The sequence below is a fragment of the Paracoccus versutus genome, assembly GCF_000763885.1.
In the GTDB taxonomy this organism is placed as follows: Bacteria; Pseudomonadota; Alphaproteobacteria; order Rhodobacterales; family Rhodobacteraceae; genus Paracoccus; species Paracoccus versutus.
On the sequence record NZ_JRKO01000017.1, the window covers coordinates 73,720 to 100,343 of the forward strand.

Sequence of the window (26,624 nt, forward strand, 5' to 3'; positions counted from 1 at the left end):
ATGGCGTCGTGCTGCGGCGGCTGTTGGACAAGCTGGAATTCACCAAGGGCCTCGGCTTTCGGCTGGGCGGGCTCTTGTCGGTGGCGATCCTGCCCATCGGGCTGATCTCGGTCATCCAGACGCTGCACCTGTCGCGCGAATACCAGCGATCCTCGGAAATCGCGCTTCTGGGCCGCACCGCCACCGCCGCCGCCGGGGAAAGGGCGCTGTTGCAAAGCGCGCTCGGCACCGCCGACGCGCTGGGCCCGGCGGTGCTGGAGACGATGGACCGGCCGCAGGCCTGTTCCGATATCATGCGCGGCCTGGTCCAGCGCACGGTGAACTTCGTCTATGCCGGCTTCACCCGGCTCGACGGGGTGACGGAATGTTCCTCGGTGCGCGGCGTGCACGACCTTTCCGGCGAATCCGCCTTTCGCCAGTTCAGCGAAAGCCCCGGCACGCTGGTCACGACCAGCGCCGACGGGCCGGTCACGGGCAAGGCGGTGGTCGTGGTGATCCAGCCGCTTTACCGCGGGGTCGAGCTGCTGGGCTTCATCGCCGTCTCGATGTCGCACGACCTGCTGCGCTCGACCCATGTCTCGGGGCTGGGGACCGAGGGGGCGCGCATCCTGACCTTCAACAACCAGGGCGAGGTGATTTCGTCGGACCGCGAGGGCGCGGGCGACATCACCGAGGTGCTGCCGCGCGGCAAGTCGCTGCCCTCGCTTCTGTCGCGCAGCGAGACGACCTTCCGCGACATTTCCAACTCGGGCGAGCGGCGGGTGTTCAGCGTCGTGCCGGTGGTGCCCGGCCTCGTCTATGCGCTGGGGTCGTGGAACCGCGCCGAATCCGGCATCACCGGCATCGACATCACCCGGCGCACGGCGCTGATCCTGCCGCTGATCCTGTGGGCCGCCTCGCTGGCCGTGGCCTATTTCGCGGTCTATCGCCTGGTGCTGCGCCATATCCGCGAGCTGCGCAGCCAGATGCGCCGCTTTGCCATCGGCGACCGCTCGGCCCCGCCGCCGGTGCTGGCCGACGCGCCCGCCGAGATCGAGGACATGAGCCAGACCTTCCACAACATGGCGCGCATCCTGATCCGCGACGAAGAGGCGATGGAGGCCGCGGTCAACGAAAAGACCGTGCTGCTGAAAGAGGTGCATCACCGGGTCAAGAACAACCTGCAATTGATCGCCTCGATCATCAACATGCAGATCCGGGTGATCGAGCATGACGATGCCCGGCGCGTGCTGCGTTCGGTGCAGGACCGGGTGGCGTCGCTGGCGACGATCTATCGCAACCTCTACCAGGCCGAGCATCTGGATTCGGTCCAGGCCGACCGGCTGATCCGCGACATCATCAACCAGATGACCAATGCCTCGGTCGGCCCCGGCGCCGGGCTGCGCATCAACACCCGGCTGGAGCCCCTGGTGCTGATGCCCGACCAGGCGGTGCCGCTGAGCCTGCTGGCGACCGAGGCTTTCACCAATGCGCTGAAATATTCCGGCGTTTCCGACCCCGATGCCGAGCCCTGGGTGCGCGTCTCGCTGCGCGCGGACGGGCCGGGCCATGCGGTGCTGGAGGTCGAGAACTCGATCGGCGCCAGCAGCCTGGCCGAGGGCACCGGCCTTGGCAGCCAGCTGATCGAGGCCTTCGCCACCCAGCTGGAAGGCGAGGCCGAGCAGGAGATGGGCGAGGGCCGCTTCCTTCTGCGCCTGCGCTTCCAGGTCGAGAACCTGCACAAGCGCGAAGGGGCCGAGATGCCGCAGGTGGTGCTGACCTCGGCCGCGCGGCCGGGCTCGCGGCATTAGCAGGTTGCTGAAAAAGTCCTTGCGACAGGACAGCGCGGGCGGGGAACCGGGAAATCCGCTTCAAATTTGCCGAAAACACCCCATTTTCGGGCTGATATCAGCTGGATCCAGAACGATTTCCGCTGCGTCCCTCTCAAAATCCCTTTTCAGCAGCCTGTTAGAAGAGGCGGTTCGCTTCCCGGTGGCATCGGTCCGACCGGCGAAAGCTGGAGGGGCGGCTTTCCCCGGCGCAGGGCGATCCTTTGGAATCGAGCGGGCGGCAAAGCCTGCCGGCCGACGCTCGGCATTGCTGCGCGGCCTGCCGGCTGCTAGCGTCATGGCTGCGGCGCAGTCGGCCGATTGCGCCGCCTTGCCATCCGCGAAGGAAACGCCATGCCCGATCCTGTGAACCTGCTGGCCTTTGCCGCCATCTCGCTGGGCATGGTGCTGACGCCCGGTCCCAACATGATCTATCTCGTCTCGCGCTCGATCTGCCAGGGGCCGCTGGCGGGGCTGATCTCGCTGGGGGGCGTCGCGCTGGGCTTCGTGTTCTACATGCTCTGCGCGGCTTTCGGGATCACGGCCCTGGTCATGGCCGTGCCCTATGCCTATGACGCCCTGCGGCTCGCCGGGGCCGCCTATCTGCTTTACCTGGCCTGGCAGGCGGTCAGGCCGGGCGGGCGCTCGGCCTTTCAGGTCCGCGACCTGCCCAGGGACAGCGCCCGCAGGCTTTTCGCCATGGGGTTCGTGACCAACCTGCTGAACCCAAAGATCGCGGTCATGTACCTGTCCTTGCTGCCGCAGTTCGTGACGCCCGGCCAGGGCAGCGTGCTGGCGCAGTCGCTGGCCCTGGGGGCCACGCAGATCGCCGTCAGCGTCAGCGTGAACGCGCTCATCGCGCTTGCGGCGGGCAGCGTCGCGGTCTTCCTGGCCGGCCGGCCGTTCTGGCTGGTCGTGCAGCGCTGGCTGATGGGGACGGTCCTGGCCGGGCTTGCGCTGCGGATGATGGCCGAGACCCGGCGCTGACTCCTCTAGTCCTCGCAGCGGCCAGGGCCGTCCCGATCCCGCTCGTATCGCCGGGCAAGCGGAAACGGCGGCAACCAGGATTCGCGGCGGATGGTCCACAGCTCATAGGTCGGGACCAGCTGGTCCGGGGCATCCAGCGATCCCAGGTTCACCTCGACCTCATCCCCGCTGCGGGCAAAGACGGACGATCCGCAGCGGGGGCAGAAGAACCGCCCGGCGTAGTCGCGGGGTTTGCCCTCGATCGTCACCGCGTCCTGCGGAAACACCGCCGAGGCGTGGAAAAGCGCCCCGTGATGCTTGCGGCAGTCCAGGCAATGGCACAGGCCGACCCGCCAGGGGCGTCCGGATGCGGTGATTCTGACCTGGCCGCACAGGCAGCCGCCGGTGAAACGGTCCATGCCGCGCCTCCTTCAGGATCGGGCGGGCGGGCGGTTCACGATGCCTTGCCCGCGTCCTTTCGCGTCGCCTGCCGCAGCTTCTTGGCGGCGATGAAGCGGCGGCGGCGGGACAGCTCCACGTTGATCAGCGCCCCCAGCATGACGGTGAAGCCGCCCAGGTAGAACCACATCAGCAGCGCGATCACCGCGCCGATCGAGCCATAGATGCGGTTGTAGCTGTTGAAGCTGGCCAGGTAGGCCGAAAAGCCATAGGAGGCCGCCGCCCAGGCCAGCGCCGCAAAGACCGAGCCCCAGGTGAAGATCGCCGTGCGCGGCGTCTTCACGTTCGGCCCATAGCGATAGAGGATGCCGATCACCACCAGCACGATGAAGAAGATCGCCATCCAGGGCAGGGCGCCGATCAGCCAGTTGCGCAGGGGCACGTCGGGCAGGAAGTTGAAGGCGATGGGCACCACGACGATGGTAAGCAGCCCCAGCGCGATCACCAGCACGATGACCAGCGTCAGCACATAGGCCAGCAGGAAGCCCATGACCGTGGAATGCGAGCGCACGCCATAGGCCGCGTTCAGCCCGCGGATCAGCCCGTCCACCCCCGCCCGCGCCGAGACGGTGGCGATGATGAAGGAAATCGCCGTGGTCCAGCCCAGCTGCGTGCGCCCCGCCGCCACCAGCGCGCTGATCTGGCCATAGATGATGTCCGCGGCGCTTTGCGGGATGAAGCCGTCCGTCGTATGGACGTATTGCTCGATCACCTCGGGGTCGTTCCACAGCCCCCATAGCGCAAACAGCGCCGCCATTCCCGGAAAGACCGCGAACATGGCATAGAAGGCCACGCCGGCGGCAATCAGGCTCATGTGGATCTTGTCCATCCGCTCGAAGATCGCCAGGACGAACTGCCACCAATCCCTGATCAAGGTTCCCGTCCTTTTCCGTTTCGGTCGCCGGCCCTGCGGGGAAACCCGCTTCCCCGCGGGAAAGGTTCCGGCCCCTCTAGTGGTTCACGTCCCGATAGCGCAGCCAGACCGCCTTTTCGCCCAGTTTCGCGACGAAGGCGGCATGGGCCTGGGCCTCGGCCTCGGTGATGCGGGGGGCAAGCGGGCGCGGCCTTTGCCCCCTGGGGGCGGCGGCGCCCTGCGCCCCCGTGCCCGGACCCGAGGCGCCGTGCAGCGGCCCCGTCTCCAGCACCAGTCCCGGCTGGCGGCCGCCGCGCAGCGCCAGGTAGACCTCGGCCAAAAGCTCGCTGTCCAGCAGCGCGCCGTGCAGCGTGCGGTTCGAGTTGTCGATGCGGAAGCGCCGGCACAGCGCATCGAGCGAGTTCTGCGCGCCGGGGAACTGGCTGCGCGCCAGTTCCAGCGTATCGACCGCGCGGCTGAAGGGCATGACCGGAAAGCCGCAAAGCCGCAGCTCGGCGTTCAGGAATTTCATGTCGAAGCTGGCGTTGTGGATCACCAGCCGGGTGTCCTGGCCGATGAAGGCGGCGAAATCCGCCGCGATCTCGGCGAATTTCGGCTTGTCGCGCAGGAAGTCGTCGCCGAGGCCATGCACCTCGAACGCCTCCTGCGGCATCGGGCGCTCGGGGTTGATATAGACGTGGAAGGTGCGCCCGGTGGGCAGGTGGTTCATCAGCTCGATCGCGCCGATCTCGACGATGCGGTCGCCGGTATCGGGGTCGAAGCCCGTGGTTTCGGTGTCGAGGACGATCTCACGCATGGGGCCGTTCTGCCATGATCCGGGCGCAGATGTCCATGATCGCCGCCCGCGCGCCGTCCAGCGTGTCCGAGGGGATCAGGAAATCCGCCCGCTTGCGCTTTTCCGCATCCGGCATCTGCCGCGACAGGATCATCCGGAAATCCGCCTCGGTCATGCCGGGCCGGGCCAGCACCCGCGCCCGTTGCACCTCGGCCGGGGCCGAGACCACCGCCACCCCGTCCATCTGGCGCTGGGACCCGCCCTCGAACAGCAGGGGGATGTCCAGCACCACGATGGGCGCGTCCTTGTGCGCGGCGATGAAGCCGGCGCGGTCCTCGGCCACCAGCGGATGCACGATGGCCTCCAGCCGGGCAAAGCCCGAGGGGTCGGCGGCCAGCGCCTCGCGCAGCGCGGCGCGGTCGATGCCGCCCTCCCGCAGCACGCCGGGAAAGGCGGCGGCCACCGGCGCGACGGCCGCGCCGCCGGGCGCGTAAAGCCGATGCACCGCCGCATCCGCGTCCCAGACCGGATGGCCCAGGTCGCGAAACATCTGCGCGGCGGTGGATTTCCCCATGCCGATGCCGCCGGTCAGGCCCAGCCGGTAGCTCATGCCAGCACGATCCGGCGCAATTCGTCGTCGACCTCGGGGCGCTGGCCGAACCAGCGCTCGAAGCCGGGCGTGGCCTGGTGCAGCAGCATGCCCAGCCCGTCCACGACCTCGCAGCCGCGCGCCTGCGCCTCGGCCAGGAACGGCGTCGTCAGCGGCGTATAGACCAGGTCGGTGACCAGCGTGCCCGGCGACAGCGCGTCCAAGGGCACCCGCAGCGGCGGCTTGCCCTCCATGCCCATCGAGGTGGCGTTGACCACGGTCATCGCGCCTTCCAGCATGTTGCCGGCCTGCGCCCAGTCATAGACCACGACCTTGGCGCCGAACTCGGACCGGATCTGTTCGGCCCGGATGCGGGTGCGGTTGGCGATGCGCAGCTCGGGCACCCCGCTTTCCAGCAGCGAGGCGACCACGGCCCGCGCCGCGCCGCCCGCGCCGATCACCGCCGCCGGGCCCAGGCCGGGGATCCAGTCCGGCGCGTGCTGGCGGATGTTGGCGATGAAGCCGTAGCCGTCGGTATTGTCGGCATGGATCTTGCCGTCGGCGCGGAAGATCAGCGTGTTCGCCGCCCCGATCAGCGCGGCGCGGTCGGTGACGACATCGGCCAGCGCCAGCACGCTTTCCTTGTGCGGGATGGTGACGTTGGCGCCGACGAAGCCCATGTGCGGCATGGCGCGCAGCACCTCGGCCAGATGCTCGGGCATCACCGGCAGCGGCACGTAATGGCCGGCGATGCCATAGCGCTGCAGCCAATGCCCGTGCAGCCGGGGCGAGCGGGAATGCGCGATGGGCCAGCCGATGACCCCGGCAAGGGGCGCATGCTTGGGGGCGGGCAAACTGTCAACCATGGCAGACCTGCGGTGCTTTCTCGGGGGCGTCGCCCCGGCATCGGGATTGATCGAATGTCATGTCACAACTGCTATCGGGCTGCCCTGGGGTCAAGCCGTATCGCCCTTCGCGGCCTGGGCCATGGCAAGAATGCAACCCCGGCCGGGCGTCGCGTTCAGACCACGCTCATCTCGGGCAGGCCGCCCTCGGCCACCAGATCCTCCAGCGTCAGCGATTCGATCAGCAGCAGATAGGACCAGAACACCTGGCCGAACATGCGGCGCAGCCGGCAGGTCGCCTCGTCCGTGCAATCCTCGCAGCGCTGATAGGACCGGCGCGACAGGCAGGGCAGCGGCGCGATGGGCCCGTCCACCTGGCGCAGCAATTCGCCGATGGAAATCTCGTTCGGGCGCTTGATCAGCACATAGCCGCCAGCCCGGCCGCGGCGCGAGCCGACATAGCCGGCATTGCGCAGCTCCAGCATGATATGTTCCAGAAAACGCTTGGGCGCGCCGGAACGCTGCGCGATCTCTTCGATCGTCAGGGCATTGCCGCCGGCGGCGACCTCATCTGCCAGGGCCATCAGCGCCTTGATGGCATATTTCGTTTTCTGCGAGATCATAGGGGAATCCTTAGTGTTCGCCGTCCCGTCATGCAATGATTTCGGCAAGAAATTGCAGGGCGCCCCGCCTTCTGTTCAGGAACCATCGCCAAAGCGTCATCGTTTTGTCACATTGACCGCGCATTTCTGCGGGGCAACATCAAGGAGTAGCTCATGCGCATCGCAGTTCTTGGCGGCGACGGGTTCGTCGGCTGGCCGACCGCCCTGCACCTGTCCAATCTGGGCCATGACATTCACATCCTGGACAACCTGTCGCGGCGCTGGATCGACACCGAGCTGGGCGTGCAGTCGCTGACGCCGATGGATTCGATCCAGGAACGCTGCCGGATCTGGCACCAGGAGACGGGGCGGCGGATCCATTTCCACCTGCTGAACCTGGCCACGGAATACGAGCGGCTGAAAGCCTGGCTGGCCGAGCATCGCCCCGACGCGGTGATCCATTTCGCCGAACAGCGCGCCGCGCCCTATTCGATGAAGACCGACCGCCACAAGGTCTATACGGTCAACAACAACATCAACGCCACGCACAACCTGCTGGCGGCGCTGGTGGAAACCGGCATCGACGCGCATCTGGTGCATCTGGGCACCATGGGGGTCTATGGCTATTCCACCATCGGCGCCCCGATCCCGGAAGGCTATCTGGACGTCTCCATCGAGACGCCCGCCGGCCCGCGCGCGCAGCAGATCCTGTATCCGACCCGGCCCGGCTCGGTCTATCACATGACCAAGAGCCTCGATCAGATCCTGTTCCAGTTCTATGCCCAGAACGACGGGCTGCGCATCACCGACCTGCACCAGGGCATCGTCTGGGGCACCCATACCGACCAGACCCGCCGGCACGAGCAGTTGATCAACCGCTTCGACTATGACGGCGACTATGGCACGGTGCTGAACCGCTTCCTGATCCAGGCCGCCATCGGCCATCCGCTGACCGTGCATGGCACCGGCGGCCAGACCCGCGCCTTCATCCACATCCAGGATTCGGTGCGCTGCATCGAGCTGGCGCTGCGGGACGCCCCGCCGGCCGGCGAGCGGGTGCGCATCTTCAACCAGATGACCGAGACGCATCGCGTCCGCGACCTGGCCGAGCTGGTCGCCCGCATGACCGGGGCCGAGGTCGCCTATCTGCCCAACCCCCGCAAGGAGGCCGACGAGAACGAGCTGGTGGTCAAGAACGACCAGTTCCTGGCGCTGGGCCTCAAGCCCATCACCCTGGCCGAGGGGCTGCTTTCCGAGGTGGTCGACGTGGCGCGCAGATATGCCCATCGCATCGACCGCTCGCGCGTGCCCGCCGTCTCGGCCTGGACCCGCGACATCGCCCAGCGGGTCGAGCATGATCCCGAAGGCAAGAGGCTGCGTTCGGTATCGTGATCCCCGAAGGCATTCACCCCCAGGGCAAGGCGCGGTCCGGCCGCGCCTTTGTCACGCTGGCGACCAATCCCGACTATGCGACCGGGGCGGCGGCGCTGTTCCGGTCGCTGCGCCGGACCGGGACCACCGCCGACCTGGTCCTGCTTTACACCGACCTGCCGCAGGATGCGGTCGAGGCGCTGCGGGCGCTGGACGTGCGCCCGGTGCGGGTGGACCTGCTGCCCACCTCCGAGGGGTTCAACGCCCTGCACGCCCGCGACCGGCTGCACGGCGCCGCGCCCTTCACCAAGGGCGAAAAGCCGCCCTTCCACACGCCCTTGGACAATTTCGCCAAGCTGCGGCTGTGGCAGCTGGATTACGACCGCGTGGTGTTCATCGACGCCGATGCCATCGTGCTGCAGAATATCGACCGGCTGTTCGACTACCCGGAATTTTCCGCCGCGCCGAATGTCTATGAAAGCCTGGCCGATTTCCACCGCCTGAACTCGGGCGTCTTCACCGCCCGGCCCTCGGCACAGACCTTCCGCGCCATGCTGGCCCGGCTGGACCAGCCCGGCCGGTTCTGGCGCCGCACCGACCAGACCTTTCTGGAAAGCTATTTCCCGGACTGGCACGGGCTGCCGGTCTTTGACAACATGCTGCAATATGTCTGGCTGAACCTGCCGCAGCTGTGGCGCTGGCAGGACATCCGCGTGCTGCATTACCAATATGAAAAGCCCTGGCAGGACCACGCCAAGGCCGAGGCCCTGCGCCCGCTGGTCGATCTGTGGCGCGCCCATGCCGGCGACGGGCCGGTGCCCGATCCGCGCGACCTGCCGCCCCCGCCCGGCCGCGCATCCGGTGCGGCATGAGGATCGCGCTGACCGGCGCCTCGGGCCTTGTCGGGCGCTGGATCCACCGCGCCGCGGAGCAGGCGGGACATGAGGTCGCCACCCTGCCCGGCTGGCGCCTGGGCGATCCGGCCGAGCTGGGCGGCTGCGACGCGCTGGTCCATGCCGCCTTCCAGCACGCCCCCGGCCGCTATCGCGGCGGCGAGGGCGAAGATCCGCAGGGCTTCGTCCGCGCCAACCTGGACGGCTCGCTGATGCTGTTCCGGGCGGCGCGGGACCAGGGCGTCGGGCGGGTGGTCTTCCTGTCCTCGCGCGCCGTGCATGACGGCCACCCCCAGGGCATGGCGCTGCCCGACGCGCTTTCACCGGCCCCGACCAGCCTCTACGGCCAGGTCAAGGCCGAGGCCGAGGCCGCGCTGGCCGCCATGGCCGGCGCGGATTTCGCGACCGCCAGCCTGCGCCCGACCGGGGTCTATGGTCCGGGCGCACCGCAGAAATGGGCCGGGCTGATCGGGGATTTCCTGCGCGGCACCACGCCGCCGCCGCGCGTCGCGACCGAACTGCATGGCGCCGACCTGGCCCGCGCCGTGCTGCTGGTGCTGGAGGATCCCGCCATGGCCGGCAGCTACAATGCCAGCGACCTGGTGCTGGACCGCCGCGACCTGCTGGCCGAGGTCGCCCGCCTGACCGGCTGCGCCACGCCCCTGCCCGCGCGCGCCGATGCCGCCGCGCTGCGCCGTCCGCTTTGCGCGCGGTTGCAGGTGCTGGGCTGGCAGCCGGGCGGCATGGCGCTGCTGCGCCGGGATCTGCCGGCGATCCTGGACGACCTGCAACCATAGCAGAATTTCCCAGACCCGATTCCCGCCGGTTGCGGCAAGATGCGCCTTTGCGCCAATCCGCGGCCTGTTCTGGTTGGTCTGCCCCATGCGATCCTTTCCATCCCGTTCTGCCTGTCCTTTGCGATGATGGCCGGTTGCTTCCTTGCCCGCTCGGTCCTGGTCATGCCTGGCGACATGCCCCTGCGAGCCGTCGGCTTCGTCCCGCTGTCCTTGGGCGGTTCTGGCGCAGGTGATCGGCTGTGGCATCTTTCTGACCTGCTGGCGGGGGGTGGCCGGCGATACCCCGCCGGGGTGCCGCTGGTGCGTGCGCCCCGCAGCTATAGGCGGGTGCCCGGCTGAGAAGGCAGCCCCGTGACAGGACCGCCGCGCCGGGCTAGTCTGGCGCCATGCCCGATTACGACGACCTTGCCGCCCGCATCCGCGCCCTGACCCATGGCGAGACCGACGAGGTCGCGCTGATGGCGACGCTGGCCTGCGAAATCCACCACTCGGACGCGCGCTTCGACTGGACCGGCTTCTATCGCGTCACCGCGCCGGAGATGCTGAAGATCGGCCCCTACCAGGGCGGCCACGGCTGCCTGGTGATCCCGTTCTCGCGCGGGGTCTGCGGTGCCGCGGCGCGGACGCGGCAGGTCCAGCTGGTGCCCGATGTCGAGGCGTTTCCCGGCCATATCGCCTGCGCCAGCTCGACCCGTTCGGAACTGGTGATCCCGGTGGTGGGCAAGGGCGAGGTGGGCAAGGGCGAGCGGCTGATCGGCGTGCTTGACATCGACAGCGACCGCCCGGACGCTTTCACGCAGGACGATGCCGACCGCTTGCAGGAGATCCTGGATGACACATTCGGACGTGACCGCGTTTACCGGCCATTGCCTTTGCGGCGCGATCCGGTTCCGCGGCACCCATGACGCCACGAACGACCTGAAGGCCTGCCATTGCAGCCAGTGCCGGCGCTGGTCGGGGCATTACTGGGCGGCGATCCTGCCCAGCTCGCTGGAGATCGAGGGCGAGCCCAGATGGTATCGCGCCTCGGACTTCGCCCGGCGCGGCTTTTGCCCGGACTGCGGCAGCTCGCTGTTCTGGCAGCGCGACGGCTCGGACATCATCGACGTGGCGGCGGGCGCCATCGACAGCCCGACCGGGCTGCGGCTGCTGGGCCATATCTTCGTCGCCGACAAGGGCGACTATTACGACATCGCCGACGGGCTGCCGCAAGACCCGCGCGAATAGTTGACGCGCCGCGCCGCCCGGCCTAGGCGGCAGGAAAAGGGGGCGCGCGATGATCTGGGACACCTTGGCGAACTTTCCGCTGCAACAGCTGCTGGCCTTCATGGCCGGGGCATTGGTGCTGAACCTGGCGCCTGGGCAGGACGTGTTCTTCGCCAGCGCCTGCGGCATCCAGAACGGGCCGCGTGCGGGCGCGCTGGCCGGTTTCGGCGTCGGGCTGGGCGTGATCTGCCATGTGGTGATGGCGACCGTGGGCCTTGGCGCGCTGGTCGCCGCCCATCCCGGCGCGCTGGTCGCGATCAAATATGTCGGCGCGGCCTATCTGCTGTTCCTGGCCTGGAAAAGCTGGAACGCGGGCGAGGTCGATCCCCGCGCCCGTGCCGCCAGCCGGCCCTGGAACATCATCCGCCGCGGCGCGCTGTCGAACCTGCTCAATCCCAAGCCGGTGCTGTTCCTGCTGGCCTTCCTGCCGCAATTCACCAAGCCGGAATACGGCCCGGTCTGGCAGCAGATCCTGGGACTGGGGCTGATGTTCACCCTGTCGGGCACGCTGGTGACGATAGGTTACGGCGTGGTCGGCGGCTTGGCCGGCCATGTGATCGGCAAGCGGCTGGGCATCGTGAACCGCATCGCCGCGGTGATGTTCGCGGGCCTTGCCCTGCGGCTGGTCTGGAAATGAGCTTCCTCTACCAGCCCACCGACGAACAGCCGCGCGTGATCCATGCCGATCACGAGATCCTGGTGGTCGAGAAGCCGGCGGGCCTGCTTTCGGTCCCGGGTCGGGGCGAGGATCGCGCCGATTGCCTGATCGAGCGGCTGCGCGCCGCCTTCCCGACCGTGTTGCTGGTGCATCGGCTGGACATGGACACCTCGGGCGTCATGGTCTTTGCCCTGACGCCGCATGCGCAGCGCCACCTGTCCAAGCAATTCGAGGACCGGCGGACGAAAAAGACCTATGTCGCGCGGCTCTGGGGCCGGCTGGAGCCGAAGACCGGCACGGTGGACCTGCCGCTGATCGTCGACTGGCCGAATCGCCCGCGGCAAAAGGTCGATCACGAACAGGGCCGGCCGGCGCAGACCGAATGGCGGGTGGTCAAGGCCAGCGATGCCGAGACGCGGGTGCGGCTGATGCCCGTCACCGGCCGCAGCCACCAGCTGCGCGTGCATATGGCCGCGCTGGGCCATCCGATCCTGGGCGATCCGCTTTATGCGACCGGCGCGGCGGCGGATTTCCCGCGGCTGATGCTGCATGCCGAAAGCCTGCGCTTCAAGCATCCCGAAACCGGGGTGATGCAAGGCTTTACCGCGCCCGCCCCGTTCTAGTTCACGCAGGTTTCATGCCCGAACCCGCCGCCCTCGCGTAAGCTTGCAAAAGAACCAACGAGGAGGGAGAGATGTTCAGGACCGATATGACCCGCCGCGGTGCCATGATGCTGGGCGGCGCCCTGCCCATGGCGCTGGTGCTGCCGGCCCATGCCCAGACCGCCCCCGCCCAGCCTGCGGGCGAGGCGCCGGCCTTTCCGGGCCGGGCCCACACCATCCAGCTGGGCGGCTTCCAGGTGACGACGCTGCTGGGCGGCGGCGGCATGAGCGACAATCCGATCGAGACCTTCGGCCTGAATGCCGAGCCGGCCGAGTTCGAAAGCCTCAGTGCCGAGAATTTCATTCCCGCCGACCGCAGCGGCGGCTCCTATACCATGACGCTGGTGCGCACCGCCGATGCGCTGGTGCTGTTCGACGCGGGCATGGTTCCCGCCAACAACGCCGCCTCGCTGGCGCAGGCCGGCGTCAAGCCCGAGGACGTGACCCATGTCGTGCTGACCCATATGCATGGCGACCATGTCAGCGGGCTGATGGATGGCGACAGCCCGGCCTTTCCCAACGCCCAGCTGATCCTGCCCCGCCCCGAGAACGACTATTGGGCGGCCAATCCCAGCGAGGCCTATACCGCCAAGGTGGTGCCGCTGCTCGACAAGGCGCAGCAGATCGAGGGGACCGAGGAAATCCTGCCCGGCATCAAGGCCGAGCAGGCGCATGGCCACACCCCCGGCCATACCACCTATCTGCTGGAAAGCGACGGGCAGCGGCTGCTGATCACCGGCGACAGCTTCAACCACTATGTCTATTCGGTGCAGCGCCCGGCCTGGCATGTGCGCTTCGACGTGGACAAGGACCAGGGCGCGGCCACGCGCCAGGCGGTGCTGGCCCGGCTGGCCGAAGAGAGGATCCCCTTCATCGGCTATCACATGCCCTTCCCGGCGCTGGGTTTCATCGCCCCGAACGGCGAGGGTTCCTATCGCTTCGTGCCCGCGACCTATCAATTCGCCGGCTGACGGCCTTCGCGCCACGGCAGGCTCCGTGGCGCGACAGGGGCCGAGAAAATCGTTCACAATTTGTTCCATCCTGCTAGGCTCATGCGTGGAGTTCTTGCAGGAGAGGCGCGATGCCGGATCAACAGGCCAGGTTCGAGGCGCTGAAGGCGCTGCACCAGGGGGATGGCGCCTTCGTCATGCCCAACCCCTGGGATGCCGGCTCGGCGCGGCTGCTGGCGAGCCTGGGGTTCCAGGCGCTGGCCACGACCAGCGCCGGCTATGCCTTTTCCAGGGGCAAGCTGGATTCCATCGCCGGTCTCGGGCGCGACGAGATCCTGGACAACGCCGCCGAGATCGTGCGCGCGACCAAGCTGCCGGTCTCGGCCGATCTTCAGGACGGTTTCGGCGCCGCGCCCGAGACCTGCGCCGAAACCATCCGGCTGGCTTGCGAAGTCGGGCTGGTCGGCGGCTCGATCGAGGATGCGACGGGCGATGCCGCCAATCCGATCCACGACCTGTCCCTGGCGGTCGAGCGCGTCCAGGCCGCGGCAGAGGCGGCGCGGGGCCTGCCCTTCCTGCTGACGGCGCGGGCCGAGAACTTCCTTTGGGACCGCCCCGACCTGGGCGACACGATCCGGCGACTGCAAGCCTTTTCCGCCGCTGGGGCGGATGTGCTTTATGCGCCGGGGCTGCCGGACCTGCAGGCGATCCGCACGGTCTGCGCCGCCGTGGACAAGCCCGTCAACGTGGTCATGGGGTTGAAGGGCCCGACCTGGTCGGTGGCCGAGCTGGCGCAGGCCGGGGTGCGGCGGATCAGCGTCGGCGGCTCTTTCGCGCGGGCGGCGCTGGGTGCGCTGATGCGTGCCGCCCAGGAGGTCCGATCCGCCGGCACCTTCACCTATGCCGCCGAGGCCCTGCCCGGCGCGACGGTCGCCCGGATCATGGCGCCGGGCGACGGGGGGATCTAGCCCAGGTTGAACACGCGCGAGGGCTGCACCTCGCCGCCCATGTAGCGGCCGATGCAGAGCGCGCGGCCGTTGCGGCTGACCCAGACTTCCTCGCCGAATTCGGCATGGCCCAGCACCTGGCCGGGATTGCCGTTCAGGATGCGGGTGGCGCCGATCTCGGTCGCCTGCATCTCGGGCAGGTCGGCCAGCGCGGCTTGCAGGGGCAGCAGCGTCGCCTCGATCTCGGCCTGGTTGGCGCGGTCGATGCGGTCGAAGGCGATGCCGTCATCGGCCTCGAACGGCCCCGACCAGATGCGGCGCAGCTGCGCGACATGGCCCAGGCAGCCCAGCTTGCGGCCCAGGTCGCGGGCGATGCTGCGCACATAGCCGCCCTTGCCGCAGACCATGCGCAGCGCGGCGTTGTCGCGGGTCGCGCCCAGCAGCTCCAGCGATTCCACCCAGAGCGGCCGGGCGGCAAGCTCGACCACCTCGCCCTCGCGCGCCAGGTCATAGGCCCGCGCGCCATCGACGCGCACGGCCGAGACGGCGGGGGGAACCTGCATGATCTCGCCGGTGAAGTCCGGCAGCGCGGCGCGGATCGCCGCCTCGTCCGGGCGCGCGTCGCTGGTTTTGACCACCTGGCCCGAGGCGTCGTCACTCGTGGTTTCGGCGCCCCAGGCCACGGTGAAGTCATAGGCCTTCAGCGCCTCGGCCAGGATCGGCACGGTCTTGGTCGCCTCTCCCAGCGCCACGGCCAGCACGCCGGTCGCGTCCGGGTCCAGCGTCCCGGCATGGCCGGCCTTCTTCGCGTCCAGCGCCCAGCGGACCTTGCTGACCACATCGGTCGAGCCGATGCCCGCCGGCTTGTCCACGATCAGCCAACCGTGGATCTCGCGTCCCTTTTTTCGCGCCATTCTAGTTCTGTCCTACATATCCGATGATCGGCCCCAGCCGCCGCCCGAAATCGGCGCGGCCCAGGCTCGGGGCGTATAGCCGCGAAATCGAGCCGTCGAAATACAGCGCATCCTGCGCCCCCAGCCCGTCGCGGAACAGCCGGCCGAATTCGTGGAACGTCACCGCCCGGTCCGAGATGGCGAACCACGCCGTCTGCCCGTCCGGCGAGACGCCGACGCCGTTCCTGACATAGCGGCTGTCGCTGTCCACCAGGAAACGCGGATGCAGCGCGCCGTCGATGACCAGCATCGGCCCCGATTGCGTGGCGATGCGGCATTCCGGGGCGGCCCTGGCAAAGGCCCGGCTTTCGATCACCTGATAGGGCCGCGCGCCGCCGGTGCAGAAGACGCCGTTCGGCAGCATGCCGAAATTGCCGCCGCCGCCGGCCGTCACCAGATCGTGTTGGCTGACGCCGTCGCTGACGTAAAGCCCGACCGGGGTGAAATCCGGGTGATACATGCCGGCATTCATGGCAAAGCCCAGCACCTCGCCCTCGGCCAGCGTGCGGCGGACGGCGGTGAAATCGCCCAAGACCCGGCCGTCCGGGCCGTTCAGCCACAGCCGCAGCCCCGGCTCCTGCCCGGCCGTCAGCGTGCAGATCACATAGCCCTGCCCGTCGAAGTCGCGCTTTTCGCAGATCCCGGCCATGGCGGGCAGGGTCATGGCGATCAGCGCACCAAGGGCCAGGCCCAGCCGGCGCTTGAGGTCAATCTTCATCGTCTTCCGGGTGCGATTCGACGTCGCGGCGCACCCGGTCCTCGGACAAGAGCCGGCGGGTGTCGTCCATGCGGTCGAAGGTCTCGTCGAGGACAAAGCGCAGCTGCGGCGCGTATTTCAGCGTCATCGCCTTGGCGACCAGGTGGCGCAGCTCGCCCGCGTTGCGGCGCAGCGCGGCCAGCGCCTCTTCGGCGCCCTGCCCGCCCAGGGGCAGCACATAGGCCGTCGCGACCTTGAGGTCGGGCGAGGTCCGCACCTCTCCGACCGTGATCGAATGCCGGTTCAGGTCGGGATCGTGGACATCCCCCCGCAGGAGGACGTCGGAAAGCGTGCGGCGGATCAGTTCGCCCACGCGAAGCTGGCGCTGCGAGGGGCCGGTGCCGGAATGAAAGCGGTTCTGTGCCATGCGCGCAGATGTAGGGGGTCGCGGCCCGCGCCGCAACGGGATAGACATGCCGCAAACGGGGGATCGAGCATGGAAAAACCGGGAATCGTCATCACGGGCGCGTCGGGCCGCATGGGGCAGATGCTGGTGCGCACCATTCTGGGGTCGGATCAGGCCCGCCTTGTCGGTGCCATTGAGCGCGAGGGCAACCCCTGGGTCGGCCGCGACCTGGGCGAGGCGATGGGCGGCGCGGCGCTGGGAATCACCGTCACCGACGACGCGGTCGAGGCCATCGCCAAGGCGCAGGCGGTGATCGACTTCACCGCCCCGGCGGCGACGGTGGCCTTCGCCGAGCTCACCGCGCAGGCCCGCGCCGTGCATGTGATCGGCACCACGGGATTCGAGCCCGCGGACCTGGACAAGCTGCGTGCCGCCGCCCGTCACGCGCCGATCATCCGCGCCGGCAACATGAGCCTGGGCGTGAACCTGCTGGTCGGCCTGACCCGCAAGGTCGCCGCCGCCCTCGGCGAGGACTGGGACGTCGAGGTGGTCGAGGCGCATCACAACCGCAAGGTCGATGCGCCCTCGGGCACCGCCCTGATGCTGGGCGAGGCCGCCGCCGCCGGGCGCGGCCACAGCCTGGACGAACTGCGCACCCCCGCGCGCGAAGGCATCACCGGCGCCCGCGTGCCCGGCTCCATCGGCTTTTCCGCCATCCGCGGCGGCGACATCGTGGGCGAGCATGACGTGATCTTCGCCACGACGGGCGAGCGGGTGGTGCTGCGCCATGTCGCCACCGACCGCGCCATCTTTGCCCGCGGCGCGCTGCGTGCGGCGCTTTGGGGCCAGGACAAGGGGCCGGGCGAATACGACATGGCGGATGTGCTTGGTCTTTGAGGCTCCAGCGTCTAGGTTCACGCCATGACCCTGCTTGCGACGCTTGACGATGCCGATGCCGACCTGACCGCCTGCCTGGCGCGGGTGATGGCGGCTGTCCTGAAACCGGGCGACGTGGTGGCGTTGCAGGGGCCGGTCGGCGCCGGCAAGACCCATTTCGCCCGCGCCTTCATCCGCGCCCGCCAGGGCGAGGCGGCCGAAGAGGTGCCCAGCCCCACCTTTACCCTGGTCCAGACCTATGCCGACCCGATGGGGACCGAGATCTGGCATGCCGACCTCTACCGCCTGACCCATCCCGAGGAACTGGCCGAGCTTGGCCTCGACGAGGCCATGCGCGAGGCCATCGTGCTGGTCGAATGGCCCGAGCATGGCAGCCCGCTGGAGGGCGCGCTGACCGTGGGGCTGGAGCCCCTGGCGGATGCGCCCGACCTGCGCCGCATCACCCTGGCGGGCTCCGAGCCGCATTGGGGCCTGATGACCCGCCTGCCCGCCATCGCCCGGCTGATCCACCGCGCCGGCTGGTCCGGGGCGCGGCTCCGGCCGCTGGCGGGCGATGCTTCGTCGCGGCGCTATTTCCGGCTGGTCGAGGACGGCGGGCGCAGCGCGGTCCTGATGGATGCCTCGCCCGGCGTGACCGCGCCCTATGTTGCGATGACGCAATGGCTGCGGGCGCTGGACCTGCACGCGCCCGAGATCCTGGCCACCGACCAGGCGCAGGGCCTGCTGCTGATCGAGGATCTGGGCGACGACCTGGTCGCCCGCGTGCTGGAGCAGCGGCCCGAGCTTGCGCCCCGCATCTATGACCGCATGACCGACCTGCTGGTGCAGCTGCATGGCCACGAGCCGCCGGATTTCGTGCCGCGCCTCGACGGGCCGGAACTGGCGCATCAGGTCGGGCTTTTCGCCGAATACTACCCCCCCGCCGCCGGCGCGCCCGGCAAGGGGGCCGAGGTCGCCGCGGTGATCGAGCACCTGCATGCCAAGCTGGCCGCCGACATGCCGCCGGTGCTGGGCCTGCGCGATTTCCATGCCGAGAACGTGGTCTGGCGGGCCGATGCGCCGCTGGGCCTGTTGGATTTCCAGGACGCGGTGGCGGTGCATCCGGCCTATGACCTGGTCTCGGCCCTGCAGGACGCCCGCCGGGACGTCGCCCCCGGGATCGAGGCGGCGCAGATCGCCCGCTACATCGCCGCGACCGGGGTGGACGAGGCACGGTTTCGCGCCGCCTATGCGCTTCTGGGCGCGCAGCGCAACCTGCGCATCATGGGCATTTTCACCCGGCTGGCGCAGCGCGAAGGCAAGCGGCGCTACCTGGCGATGATGCCGCGCGTCTGGGCGGCGATCCAGCGCGACCTGGCCCATCCGGCCCTGGCGCCGCTGGCCGAGGCGCTGGAGGGCATCCCGGCCCCGACCCCCGAGGTGATCGAGGGCATCGCCGGATGACCTTGCCGCTGATGATCTTTGCCGCGGGCAAGGGCACCCGCATGGCACCGCTGACCGACAGGGTGCCGAAGCCGCTGATCGCGGTCGGTGGCCAGACGCTGCTGGATCGCGCGCTGGCCTTGGGGCGGCAGGCGGGCGTCGGGCCGGTGGCGGTGAACATCCACCACCTGGGCCAGCAGATCCGCGATCACGTCGCCGGGCAGGACATCGCCGTCTCGGACGAAGCCGACCTGCTGCTGGAGACCGGGGGCGGCTTGCGCAAGGCGCTGCCGCTGCTTGGCCCCGGCCCTGTGATCACGATGAACCCGGATGTGGTCTGGACCGGCCCGAACCCGGTCCGCGCCCTGCTGGACGGCTGGCGCGAGGACATGGACGCGCTTCTGATGCTGGTGCCGCTGGCGCGGACGCATGGCCGGCAGGGCGGCGGCGATTTCAGCCTTGGCTCTGCCGGCCGGCTGATCCGCAAGGGCGACCTGGTCTATGGCGGCGTGCAGATCATCCGCCCCGAGCGGCTGGCCGAGATCCCCGAGCAGGTGTTCTCGCTCAACCGGCTCTGGGATCTGATGATCGCCGAGGGCCGCGCTTACGGCCTGGTCCATCCCGGCGCATGGTGCGACGTGGGCCGGCCCGATTGCATCCCGCTGGCCGAGAGCCTGCTCGATGCCTGACTGGCAGAACGGCGTCTTCGCCCTGCCCTGCGGCGCCGATTTTGCCGGCGGCCTGGCCGAGGGGCTGGTCCGGCGCATGGCGGACCGTCCGCCGCAGGACATGGCGCGGGTCACGGTCTATGCCAACTCCGGCCAGTCGCTGACGGCGCTGCGCCAGGCCTTCATCCGGCGCGGGCCGCTGCTTTTGCCCCGGCTGCGGCTGATCGCCGACCTGGGCGGCGGTGCGGCCACGGCGCCGCTGGCGCGCCGGCTGGAGCTGGGCCGCCTGATCGATGCCGCGCTGCGGGCCGACCCCGACCTGGCGCAGGGGCAATCGGTGCCGGAACTGGCCGCCTCGCTGGCGGCGCTGATGGCCGAGATGCAGCTTGAGGGGCTGGACGCGCAGGCGCTGGACCGCATCGACGCCAGCGAACATGCCCAGCATTGGGGCCGCGCGCTGGCCTTCCTCAAGATCGCCGCCGGCTATTACCTGTCCGACCCGCCGCAGGACCGCGAGGCCCGCCAGCGCGCCGCGGCCCAGGCGCTGGCCGCAGCCTGGGCGCGGGGCGAGGATCTGCCGCAGGGCCCGGTGGTCGTCGCCGGCTCGACCGGCTCGCATGGCGCGACGCGGGATTTCATGCGCGCCGTCGCCCGGCTGCCGATGGGCGCGGTGGTGCTGCCGGGCTTCGATGCCGACCTGCCGCAGGCGGTCTGGGACGGGCTCGACGCGCTGTCCGAGGATCACCCGCAGGCGCGCTATGCGCCGCTGCTGGCCGAGTTCGGGCCGCCCGGCGAATGGTTGCCCGGCACCGCCCCCGACCCGGCGCGCAACCGGCTGATCTCGCTGGCGCTGCGCCCGGCGCCCGTCACCGACCAATGGATCGAGGAAGGCCCGCGCCTTGGTCCGCTGGTCCCCGCGACCGAACGCCTGACCCTGATCGAGGCCGAGCAGCCGGGGCAAGAGGCCGAGGCCGTGGCGCTGATCATCCGCGAGGCGGTCGAGCGCGGCCAGCCGGTGACGCTGATCGCCGCCGACCGGATGCTGACGCGCCGCGTGCAATCGGCGCTGGACCGCTGGGGCATCATCCCCGACGATTCCGCCGGCCAGCCCTTGCCGCTGACCGCGCCCGGCCTGTTTTTGCGCCATGTCGCCGACCTTTTCGGGGCCGAGATGATGCTGGACGCGCTGCTGGTGCTGCTCAAGCACCCGGTGACGGCGACGGGCCTTGGCCCCGACTACCGGCGCGACCACAACCGCCATGCCCGCGACCTGGAACTGCACCTGCGCCGCAACGGCCCCGCCTTTCCCGACGGCGCGGCGCTGCGGGCCTGGGCGGACCGGGGCGACGGCTCCAGCAAGCCCTGGGCGCTATGGCTGGCCGAGTTGCTGGACCGCATCGTGCCGCTGGCGCAGGATCGGGCGCCGCGGCCCCTGGCAGATCGGCTGCGCGATCTGCGCGCCTTGGCCGAGGATCTGGCCGCCGGTCCCGGCGGCAGCGCCGATGCCTCCGAGCTTTGGGCCAAGGCCTCGGGCGGGCTGGCGCGGTCGGTGCTGGACCACCTGGCCGCCCATGCGCATCTGGGCCACGACCTGCGGCAGGGCGAGTTCTGCGACCTGCTTTACGACGAATTGCAGGGACAGGCGGTGCGGCAGGACGTGGCCGCCCATCCGCTGGTCCGCTTTCGCGGCCCGCGCGAGGCCCGCACCGAGGCGGTGGATGAGGCCGCCGGCTTGGTGATCCTGTCGGGGCTGAACGAGGGCGGCTGGCCGCAGGCCCTGCCGCCCGATCCGTGGCTGTCGCGGCCGATGCGGCTGGCCGCCGGACTGACCCTGCCCGAACGCCAGGTGGGCCTGGCCGCGCATGACTTCCAGCAGGCCGTTGGCGCGGGCCGGGTGGTGCTGACCCGCGCCCGCCGCGATGCCGAGGCCGAGACCATCCCCTCGCGCTGGCTGAACCGGCTGGTGAATCTGCTGGGCGGGCTGCCCGATCAGCAGGGGCCGCAGGCGCTGGCGGCGATGCGGGATCGCGGCCGCCATTGGCTGGATCTGGCCGAGTTGCAGGCCCGGCCGCGGATGCGGCTGGCGCCGGCGCATCGCCCCTCGCCCATCCCGCCGCCGCCGGCGCTGCGCGAACTGTCCGTGACCGAGGTCAGGACGCTGATCCGCGACCCCTATGCTGTCTATGCCCGCCGCGTGCTGGGCCTGCGCGCGCTGGACCCCTTGCGCCCCGAACCCGACGCGGCCGAACGCGGCAACGTGCTGCATCACATCATGGACCGTTTCCTGCGCGGCCTGCCCGACCTGCCCGAGGCGCCGCAGGTCATGGCGGCGCGGCTGCTTTCCATCACTGATGCGGTGCTGGAGGCCGAGGTGCCCTGGCCCTCGGCCCGGCTGTTCTGGCGCGCGCGCATCGCCGGCATCGCCGACCGGCTGATGGCGGACGAGGCCGCAAGGCTGGCGCGCGGCCGGCCGATCCTGGTCGAGGAATATGGCGAACAGGGCGTCCCCGGCCTGGATTTCCGCCTGATCGCCCGGCCCGACCGGCTGGACCTGCTGCAGGATGGCCGGGTGCATGTCTATGACTACAAGTCCGGCAAGCCGCCTTCGGACAAGCAGATCGCGCATTTCGACAAGCAATTGCCGCTCGAGGCCGCCATGGTCCGGCACGGCGCCTTCAAGGCGCTGGGACCGGCCGAGGTCGAGGGCATCAGCTATATCCAGCTGGGCGGCGAGGGAAAGACCGAGCCGCGCGAGTTCAGCCCCGGCTTCGCCGAGGAAACCTGGGCCGGCTTCGTCACCCTGATCCGCCGCTATCTGGGCGGCGAGCGCGGCTTTACCGCGCGGCTGGCGATGGAGCGGTCCGACCATGCCAGCGACTACGACCACCTGTCGCGGCATGGCGAATGGGACACGACCGAAATCCCCCAGCCGCAGAGGTTCGCCGATGATGGATGAGGCGACGCTGGCGCAGGTGCGGGCGGCGGACCCGCATCGCTCGACCTGGCTGACGGCCAACGCCGGCTCGGGCAAGACGCGGGTGCTGACCGACCGGGTGGCGCGGCTGCTCTTGGCCGGGACCGCGCCCGAGCGCATCCTGTGCCTGACCTATACCAAGGCCGCGGCGACCGAGATGCAGAACCGCCTGCTGGCGCGGCTGGGCCAATGGGCCATGCTGCCCGAACCGGCGCTGCGCGCGGAACTTGCGCGGCTGGGCGAGGCGGGCGCCCCCGACCTGCCCGCCGCGCGCCGGCTGTTCGCCCGCGCCATCGAGACGCCGGGCGGCCTCAAGGTCCAGACCATCCACAGCTTCTGCGCGGGCGTCCTGCGCCGCTTTCCGATCGAGGCCGGGGTGCCGCACGGCTTCACCGAGCTTGACGACCGCAGCGCCGCGCTGATCCGCGCCGAGATCATCGAGGAAATGGCCCGAGACCATGCGTCCGAGCTGGAAGACCTGCTGGCCTTGCATTCGGGCGAAAAGCTCGACGCCTTCCTCGCCGGTCTGCGGGGGTTCGATGCCCCCGCGGACCGGGACGCGCTCTGGGCGGCCTGCGGGCTGGCGCCGGGCGAGGACATGCGGGCGCTCCTGGCGGAATGCTTCGCCGATGGCGCCACGGTCGTCGCCGCGCTGGTCCCGCATCTGCTGAAGGGCAGCACCACCGACCAGAAGGCGGCGGCGAAGCTTGGCCCCGGCAACTGGACGCAGCCGGGCCTGGCGGAACTGGCGATCCTCGAATCCGTGCTGCTGACCGGCGCCGGCGCCAAGGAGCCCTTTACCGCGAAATACGACAGCTTCCCGACCAAGGCGCTGCGCAGCGGCCCCTGCGCCGACCTGCTCGACGACCTGGCGATCCTGATGGAACGGGTCGAATCCGCCCGCCCCCGCCGCATCGCCTTGGCCCATGCCGAGCGGACCTTGGCGCTGCACCGTTTCGGCCATGGCTTCCTGACCCGCTACCGGGCGCAGAAGGCGGCGCATGGCCACCTGGATTTCGACGACCTGATCGACCGCACCGCGCGGCTTCTGTCGGAAAACAGCATGGCGCAATGGGTGCTGTTCCGGCTGGACGGCGGCATCGACCATATCCTGGTCGACGAGGCGCAGGACACCAGCCCGGCGCAATGGCAGGTGATCGAGCGGCTGACGGACGAGTTCACCGCCGGCCAGGGCGCGCGGCCCGGCAGCCGCAGCCTGTTCGTGGTGGGCGACCCCAAGCAGTCGATCTACAGCTTCCAGGGTGCCGACATCGCGGTGTTCGAGGCCCGCCGCACCGGCTTTGCGCAAGCCTTCCAGGCGGTGCAGAACCCGATGCAGGTTCTGGAGCTGCGGCATTCCTTCCGCAGCTCGACCGCGATCCTGTCGCTGGTCGACCAGGTCTTTGCCGGCGATGCGGCGCGCGGCCTGGGCGATCCGCCGCAGCACCGCGCCTTTCGCACCGGGATGCCGGGCCGGGTGGACCTGTGGCCGGCGATCCCCAAGCCCGACAAGCCCGAGCCCGGCGACTGGACCGACCCGGTGGACCAGCCGGCCGAGAATTCGGAAACCGTGCAGCTGGCCCGCGCCATCGCCCGCGCCGTGGGCGAGATGCTGGGCCAGCCGATCCTGGACGCCAAGACCGGCCAGCGGCGCCGCATCCGCGCCGGCGACGTGCTGATCCTGGTCCAGCGCCGCTCGGAACTGTTTGCCGAGATCATCGCGGCGCTGAAATCGGCGAACCTGCCCGTCGCCGGCGCCGACCGGCTGAAGCTGGCCGGGGAAATGGCGGTGCAGGACATTCGCGCCCTCTTGTCGGTGCTGGCCACGCCCGAGGACGACCTGTCGCTGGCGGCCTGCCTGCGCTCGCCGCTGTTCGGGCTGACCGAGGAGCAGCTTTATCGCCTCGCCGCCGGGCGCAGGCGCGGCGAATACCTGTGGCGGCGGCTGCGGGAATCGACGCATCGCCATGTGGTGGATGTGCTGGCCGACCTGATGGGCCAGACCGGCTTCATGCGTCCCTATGACCTGGTCCAGCGCCTGCTGATCCGCCACGGCGGGCGCGAGCGGCTGATCGCCCGGCTGGGCCCCGAGGCGCAGGACGGCATCGACGAGCTGCTGTCGCAGGCGCTGAGCTATGAAAGCTCGGAGACGCCCTCGCTGACCGGCTTCCTGGTCTGGCTGACCGGCGACGATGTCGAGGTCCGCCGCCAGCCCGGCTCGGCCGGGGATGGCGAGGGGCTGATCCGGGTGATGACCGTGCATGGCTCGAAAGGGCTGGAAAGCCCCATCGTCATCATGCCCGACGCCGCCAAGCGCAAGCCCCCGCGCGAGGCGCCGGTGCTGCCCGGCCCGGACGGGCTGGCGCTGTGGCGCGGCCGCAAGGGCGAGCGGCCCGATCCGGTCGAGGAACTGGCCGCCGCCCAGACCGAGCGGCAATTGCAGGAACGCAAGCGGCTGCTCTATGTCGGCCTGACCCGCGCCGAAAGCTGGCTGATCGTTGCCGCGGCGGGCGAGACCGGCCAGGGCGAGGACAGCTGGCACGCCATGGTCGAGGCCGGGCTGGGCCGCTCCGACCTGGCCCAGGCGCGCCTGCCCGCGCCCTGGGGGGGCGAGATCCGCCGGCTGTCCTTTGGCGACTGGCCCGAGGACGCGCCGGATGCGGTGCCGGCCGAAAGGCCGGTGCTGGCCGAGCCGGACTGGCTGCGCGCGCCCCCGCCCCCCGCGCCCGAAAAGCTGCGCCCCGTCGCCGCGACGGCTCTGGGCGGCGCCAAGGTGATCGGCGCGCCCGGCGAAGGCGATGCCGCGGCGGCGATGCTGTTCGGCACGCGGCTGCATCTGCTGCTGGAGCATCTGCCGGGCCGCGATCCCGCCGAATGGCCCGATCTGGCCCGCGACGTGCTGGCCGATGCCGAGGGCGGCCTGCCGGCCCCCGAGGAACTGGCGGCGCTGCTGGCCGAGGCGCGCGCGGTGATCGAGGCGCCGGACCTGGCGCAGGTCTTTGCGCTTTCCGACGCGGCCGAGGTGATGGCCGAGGTAGCGCTGGCCGCGCCGGTGCCGGGCATCGGCATCCTGACCGGTGCGGTGGACCGGCTGGTGGTCGAGCCCGGCCGCATCCTGGCGGTGGACTACAAGTCGAACCGCGAGGTGCCGGGGACGCCGCAGGCGGTGCCGCTGGGCATCCTGCGACAGATGGCCGCCTATCGCGCGGCTTTGCGGTCGATCTGGCCGCAGGCGCGGGTCGAGGTTGCGGTGCTTTGGACGGCTGCGCGCAGCCTGATGGCGCTGCCCGACGACTTGCTGGATCGGGTGATGGCGGGCCTTGACCCCAACCGCCCCGGTGCCTAGCTGTTGACGGATACGCCCTGCCGGCCCTGCCGGCACATTGCAGGAGAGCCCGATGGCCAACACCCAAGCCGTTTCCGACGCCGAATTCGACAGCGAAGTCCGTCAGTCCCCGACCCCGGTCGTGGTCGATTTCTGGGCCGAATGGTGCGGGCCTTGCCGCCAGATCGGCCCCTCGCTGGAAGAGCTGGCCGCCGAATACGAGGGCCGGGTCAAGATCGTCAAGGTCAACGTGGACGAGAACCCCGAAAGCCCCGCCGCGCTTGGCGTGCGCGGCATCCCGGCGCTGTTCCTGTTCAAGGACGGCCAGGTCGTGTCGAACAAGATCGGCGCCGCGCCCAAGGCCGCGCTGAAGGCCTGGATCGACGAATCCATCTGATTTCAGGTGCCGGGGGCGGTCCCGATCGGCCAGCCGCCCCGGCGCATCGCCGCCAGGATCCGCGCGCCTGCCTCGGGCCGCGTGGCGTTGATGGCTTTTTCCTGAAGAAACCACAACAGGTAGCGGTCGAAATCCGGCGCATGGGTTTCGGCCTGCGCCAGCGCCTCGGTCGCGCCCAGCTGGGCGACGTTCAGCGCGATGTGGTGGAAGTCGATCTGGGCGAACAGCACCGCCGGCTTGCCCAGCAGGTAGCCGTCGAAGGCCACCGCGCTGTTCTGCGTCGCCACAAAGGCGCAGTCGCGCAAGAGCCGCATGCTGTCGCCGCCGATGGTCAGGTTCGGATGGCGTGCCGCCAGCCCGGCCAGCGCCGCGCGGTCGGCATCGTCGTAGCCTTCCCTTGGGTGCAGCGTGGCGGTGGTGGGG

The 26,624-nt window shown here is 70.0% G+C and carries 26 protein-coding genes and 1 pseudogene; 17 read left to right on the plus strand and 10 right to left on the minus strand.

Going from position 1 to position 26,624, the window contains the following annotated elements; genetic code table 11:
* The first annotated feature begins 8 nt into the window (after positions 1–8).
* Positions 9–1,790 (plus strand): histidine kinase dimerization/phosphoacceptor domain -containing protein, encoded by a 1,782-nt coding sequence (locus IT40_RS09480; protein ID WP_036753726.1) that lies wholly within the window; start codon positions 9–11, stop codon positions 1,788–1,790.
* Between the two features lie 372 nt (positions 1,791–2,162).
* The gene (locus IT40_RS09490; RefSeq protein ID WP_036753817.1) at positions 2,163–2,795 is read left to right on the plus strand and encodes a LysE family translocator; all 633 of its coding nucleotides are present in this window, start codon (positions 2,163–2,165) and stop codon (positions 2,793–2,795) included.
* Positions 2,796–2,800: 5 nt separating this feature from the next.
* On the opposite strand, the gene IT40_RS09495 is transcribed toward IT40_RS09490, so the two are convergent.
* From IT40_RS09495 to IT40_RS09520, 6 genes are all read right to left on the minus strand, one after another.
* Complete coding sequence (locus IT40_RS09495; protein WP_036753732.1) at positions 2,801–3,193, minus strand: GFA family protein; 393 nt, start codon at positions 3,191–3,193, stop codon at positions 2,801–2,803.
* Between the two features lie 35 nt (positions 3,194–3,228).
* Positions 3,229–4,107: a YihY/virulence factor BrkB family protein gene (locus tag IT40_RS09500; protein ID WP_036753735.1), complete on the minus strand. Its 879-nt coding sequence runs from the start codon at positions 4,105–4,107 to the stop codon at positions 3,229–3,231.
* A gap of 76 nt (positions 4,108–4,183) precedes the next feature.
* Positions 4,184–4,903 carry a DNA polymerase III subunit epsilon gene (dnaQ, locus tag IT40_RS09505; RefSeq protein ID WP_036753738.1) on the minus strand — a complete coding sequence of 240 codons (720 nt, stop codon included), beginning with the start codon at positions 4,901–4,903 and terminating at the stop codon, positions 4,184–4,186.
* Complete coding sequence (gene coaE / locus IT40_RS09510) at positions 4,896–5,492, minus strand: dephospho-CoA kinase (protein ID WP_036753741.1); 597 nt, start codon at positions 5,490–5,492, stop codon at positions 4,896–4,898. Before coaE ends, dnaQ begins: the two co-directional genes overlap by 8 nt.
* Entirely contained in the window at positions 5,489–6,337 is an 849-nt protein-coding gene (locus IT40_RS09515; RefSeq protein ID WP_036753744.1) for a shikimate dehydrogenase, read from the minus strand. The genes coaE and IT40_RS09515 overlap by 4 nt, the downstream gene beginning before the upstream one ends.
* A gap of 155 nt (positions 6,338–6,492) precedes the next feature.
* On the minus strand, positions 6,493–6,939 hold the full coding sequence (locus tag IT40_RS09520; protein ID WP_024842801.1) for an RrF2 family transcriptional regulator: 447 nt from the start codon (positions 6,937–6,939) through the stop codon (positions 6,493–6,495).
* Between the two features lie 153 nt (positions 6,940–7,092).
* Here IT40_RS09520 and IT40_RS09525 point away from each other — a divergent pair, with 153 nt between their 5' ends.
* From IT40_RS09525 to IT40_RS09570, 9 genes are all read left to right on the plus strand, one after another.
* Positions 7,093–8,310: an NAD-dependent epimerase/dehydratase family protein gene (locus IT40_RS09525; RefSeq protein ID WP_036753747.1), complete on the plus strand. Its 1,218-nt coding sequence runs from the start codon at positions 7,093–7,095 to the stop codon at positions 8,308–8,310.
* The gene (locus IT40_RS09530) at positions 8,307–9,161 is read left to right on the plus strand and encodes a glycosyltransferase (RefSeq protein WP_052095845.1); all 855 of its coding nucleotides are present in this window, start codon (positions 8,307–8,309) and stop codon (positions 9,159–9,161) included. The genes IT40_RS09525 and IT40_RS09530 overlap by 4 nt, the downstream gene beginning before the upstream one ends.
* The gene (locus IT40_RS09535; protein WP_036753751.1) at positions 9,158–9,979 is read left to right on the plus strand and encodes an NAD-dependent epimerase/dehydratase family protein; all 822 of its coding nucleotides are present in this window, start codon (positions 9,158–9,160) and stop codon (positions 9,977–9,979) included. Before IT40_RS09530 ends, IT40_RS09535 begins: the two co-directional genes overlap by 4 nt.
* A gap of 386 nt (positions 9,980–10,365) precedes the next feature.
* Positions 10,366–10,884: a GAF domain-containing protein gene (locus tag IT40_RS09545; protein ID WP_052095846.1), complete on the plus strand. Its 519-nt coding sequence runs from the start codon at positions 10,366–10,368 to the stop codon at positions 10,882–10,884.
* Entirely contained in the window at positions 10,811–11,206 is a 396-nt protein-coding gene (locus tag IT40_RS09550) for a GFA family protein (RefSeq protein WP_036753757.1), read from the plus strand. Before IT40_RS09545 ends, IT40_RS09550 begins: the two co-directional genes overlap by 74 nt.
* A gap of 49 nt (positions 11,207–11,255) precedes the next feature.
* Positions 11,256–11,882, plus strand: coding sequence for a LysE family translocator (locus IT40_RS09555; protein WP_036753760.1), 627 nt, complete (start codon positions 11,256–11,258; stop codon positions 11,880–11,882).
* On the plus strand, positions 11,879–12,526 hold the full coding sequence (locus tag IT40_RS09560; protein ID WP_036753763.1) for an RluA family pseudouridine synthase: 648 nt from the start codon (positions 11,879–11,881) through the stop codon (positions 12,524–12,526). The genes IT40_RS09555 and IT40_RS09560 overlap by 4 nt, the downstream gene beginning before the upstream one ends.
* Before the next feature lie 71 nt (positions 12,527–12,597).
* Complete coding sequence (locus IT40_RS09565) at positions 12,598–13,536, plus strand: MBL fold metallo-hydrolase (protein WP_036753766.1); 939 nt, start codon at positions 12,598–12,600, stop codon at positions 13,534–13,536.
* Positions 13,537–13,646: 110 nt separating this feature from the next.
* Positions 13,647–14,483 (plus strand): isocitrate lyase/PEP mutase family protein, encoded by an 837-nt coding sequence (locus IT40_RS09570; protein ID WP_036753767.1) that lies wholly within the window; start codon positions 13,647–13,649, stop codon positions 14,481–14,483.
* Here the strand turns inward: IT40_RS09570 and truB are convergent.
* From truB to rbfA, 3 genes are read right to left on the minus strand one after another with little or no spacing between them, the layout of a single operon-like run.
* Positions 14,480–15,376 carry a tRNA pseudouridine(55) synthase TruB gene (gene truB, locus IT40_RS09575; RefSeq protein ID WP_036753770.1) on the minus strand — a complete coding sequence of 299 codons (897 nt, stop codon included), beginning with the start codon at positions 15,374–15,376 and terminating at the stop codon, positions 14,480–14,482. The two genes, IT40_RS09570 and truB, sit on opposite strands and share 4 nt — an antisense overlap.
* A 1-nt stretch (position 15,377) precedes the next feature.
* The gene (locus tag IT40_RS09580; RefSeq protein WP_036753773.1) at positions 15,378–16,133 is read right to left on the minus strand and encodes a phosphodiester glycosidase family protein; all 756 of its coding nucleotides are present in this window, start codon (positions 16,131–16,133) and stop codon (positions 15,378–15,380) included.
* Positions 16,123–16,539, minus strand: coding sequence for a 30S ribosome-binding factor RbfA (gene rbfA, locus IT40_RS09585; protein WP_024842789.1), 417 nt, complete (start codon positions 16,537–16,539; stop codon positions 16,123–16,125). Before rbfA ends, IT40_RS09580 begins: the two co-directional genes overlap by 11 nt.
* 69 nt (positions 16,540–16,608) lie before the next feature.
* On the opposite strand from rbfA, the gene dapB reads away from it, so the two are divergent.
* The 6 genes from dapB to trxA are packed head-to-tail and all read left to right on the plus strand — an operon-like array spanning position 16,609 to position 26,201.
* Complete coding sequence (gene dapB, locus IT40_RS09590) at positions 16,609–17,415, plus strand: 4-hydroxy-tetrahydrodipicolinate reductase (RefSeq protein WP_036753776.1); 807 nt, start codon at positions 16,609–16,611, stop codon at positions 17,413–17,415.
* Positions 17,416–17,439: 24 nt separating this feature from the next.
* A complete protein-coding gene (gene tsaE, locus IT40_RS09595; protein ID WP_036753779.1) occupies positions 17,440–18,858 on the plus strand; it encodes a tRNA (adenosine(37)-N6)-threonylcarbamoyltransferase complex ATPase subunit type 1 TsaE in 1,419 nt (472 codons plus the stop codon).
* Positions 18,855–19,526 (plus strand): nucleotidyltransferase family protein, encoded by a 672-nt coding sequence (locus IT40_RS09600; RefSeq protein ID WP_084197007.1) that lies wholly within the window; start codon positions 18,855–18,857, stop codon positions 19,524–19,526. Before tsaE ends, IT40_RS09600 begins: the two co-directional genes overlap by 4 nt.
* Entirely contained in the window at positions 19,519–22,461 is a 2,943-nt protein-coding gene (addB, locus tag IT40_RS09605) for a double-strand break repair protein AddB (RefSeq protein WP_036753782.1), read from the plus strand. Before IT40_RS09600 ends, addB begins: the two co-directional genes overlap by 8 nt.
* The gene (addA, locus tag IT40_RS09610; protein WP_036753785.1) at positions 22,451–25,825 is read left to right on the plus strand and encodes a double-strand break repair helicase AddA; all 3,375 of its coding nucleotides are present in this window, start codon (positions 22,451–22,453) and stop codon (positions 25,823–25,825) included. The genes addB and addA overlap by 11 nt, the downstream gene beginning before the upstream one ends.
* Positions 25,826–25,877: 52 nt before the next feature.
* A complete protein-coding gene (gene trxA / locus IT40_RS09615; protein WP_011749068.1) occupies positions 25,878–26,201 on the plus strand; it encodes a thioredoxin in 324 nt (107 codons plus the stop codon).
* 2 nt (positions 26,202–26,203) lie between these two features.
* Here the strand turns inward: trxA and IT40_RS29240 are convergent.
* Positions 26,204–26,624: pseudogene (locus IT40_RS29240) on the minus strand (hypothetical protein); the annotation flags it as partial.

Bases quoted from the DNA above. Each gene is read 5' to 3' on its own strand.
- IT40_RS09490 (WP_036753817.1), top strand. From the start codon at position 2,163: ATGCCCGATCCTGTGAACCTGCTGGCCTTTGCCGCCATCTCGCTGGGC.
- IT40_RS09495 (WP_036753732.1), bottom strand. From the start codon at position 3,193: ATGGACCGTTTCACCGGCGGCTGCCTGTGCGGCCAGGTCAGAATCACC.
- dnaQ (WP_036753738.1), bottom strand. From the start codon at position 4,903: ATGCGTGAGATCGTCCTCGACACCGAAACCACGGGCTTCGACCCCGAT.
- coaE (WP_036753741.1), bottom strand. From the start codon at position 5,492: ATGAGCTACCGGCTGGGCCTGACCGGCGGCATCGGCATGGGGAAATCC.
- IT40_RS09515 (WP_036753744.1), bottom strand. From the start codon at position 6,337: ATGGTTGACAGTTTGCCCGCCCCCAAGCATGCGCCCCTTGCCGGGGTC.
- IT40_RS09520 (WP_024842801.1), bottom strand. From the start codon at position 6,939: ATGATCTCGCAGAAAACGAAATATGCCATCAAGGCGCTGATGGCCCTG.
- IT40_RS09525 (WP_036753747.1), top strand. From the start codon at position 7,093: ATGCGCATCGCAGTTCTTGGCGGCGACGGGTTCGTCGGCTGGCCGACC.
- IT40_RS09535 (WP_036753751.1), top strand. From the start codon at position 9,158: ATGAGGATCGCGCTGACCGGCGCCTCGGGCCTTGTCGGGCGCTGGATC.
- IT40_RS09545 (WP_052095846.1), top strand. From the start codon at position 10,366: ATGCCCGATTACGACGACCTTGCCGCCCGCATCCGCGCCCTGACCCAT.
- IT40_RS09550 (WP_036753757.1), top strand. From the start codon at position 10,811: ATGACACATTCGGACGTGACCGCGTTTACCGGCCATTGCCTTTGCGGC.
- IT40_RS09555 (WP_036753760.1), top strand. From the start codon at position 11,256: ATGATCTGGGACACCTTGGCGAACTTTCCGCTGCAACAGCTGCTGGCC.
- IT40_RS09560 (WP_036753763.1), top strand. From the start codon at position 11,879: ATGAGCTTCCTCTACCAGCCCACCGACGAACAGCCGCGCGTGATCCAT.
- IT40_RS09565 (WP_036753766.1), top strand. From the start codon at position 12,598: ATGTTCAGGACCGATATGACCCGCCGCGGTGCCATGATGCTGGGCGGC.
- IT40_RS09570 (WP_036753767.1), top strand. From the start codon at position 13,647: ATGCCGGATCAACAGGCCAGGTTCGAGGCGCTGAAGGCGCTGCACCAG.
- truB (WP_036753770.1), bottom strand. From the start codon at position 15,376: ATGGCGCGAAAAAAGGGACGCGAGATCCACGGTTGGCTGATCGTGGAC.
- IT40_RS09580 (WP_036753773.1), bottom strand. From the start codon at position 16,133: ATGAAGATTGACCTCAAGCGCCGGCTGGGCCTGGCCCTTGGTGCGCTG.
- rbfA (WP_024842789.1), bottom strand. From the start codon at position 16,539: ATGGCACAGAACCGCTTTCATTCCGGCACCGGCCCCTCGCAGCGCCAG.
- dapB (WP_036753776.1), top strand. From the start codon at position 16,609: ATGGAAAAACCGGGAATCGTCATCACGGGCGCGTCGGGCCGCATGGGG.
- tsaE (WP_036753779.1), top strand. From the start codon at position 17,440: ATGACCCTGCTTGCGACGCTTGACGATGCCGATGCCGACCTGACCGCC.
- IT40_RS09600 (WP_084197007.1), top strand. From the start codon at position 18,855: ATGACCTTGCCGCTGATGATCTTTGCCGCGGGCAAGGGCACCCGCATG.
- addB (WP_036753782.1), top strand. From the start codon at position 19,519: ATGCCTGACTGGCAGAACGGCGTCTTCGCCCTGCCCTGCGGCGCCGAT.
- addA (WP_036753785.1), top strand. From the start codon at position 22,451: ATGATGGATGAGGCGACGCTGGCGCAGGTGCGGGCGGCGGACCCGCAT.
- trxA (WP_011749068.1), top strand. From the start codon at position 25,878: ATGGCCAACACCCAAGCCGTTTCCGACGCCGAATTCGACAGCGAAGTC.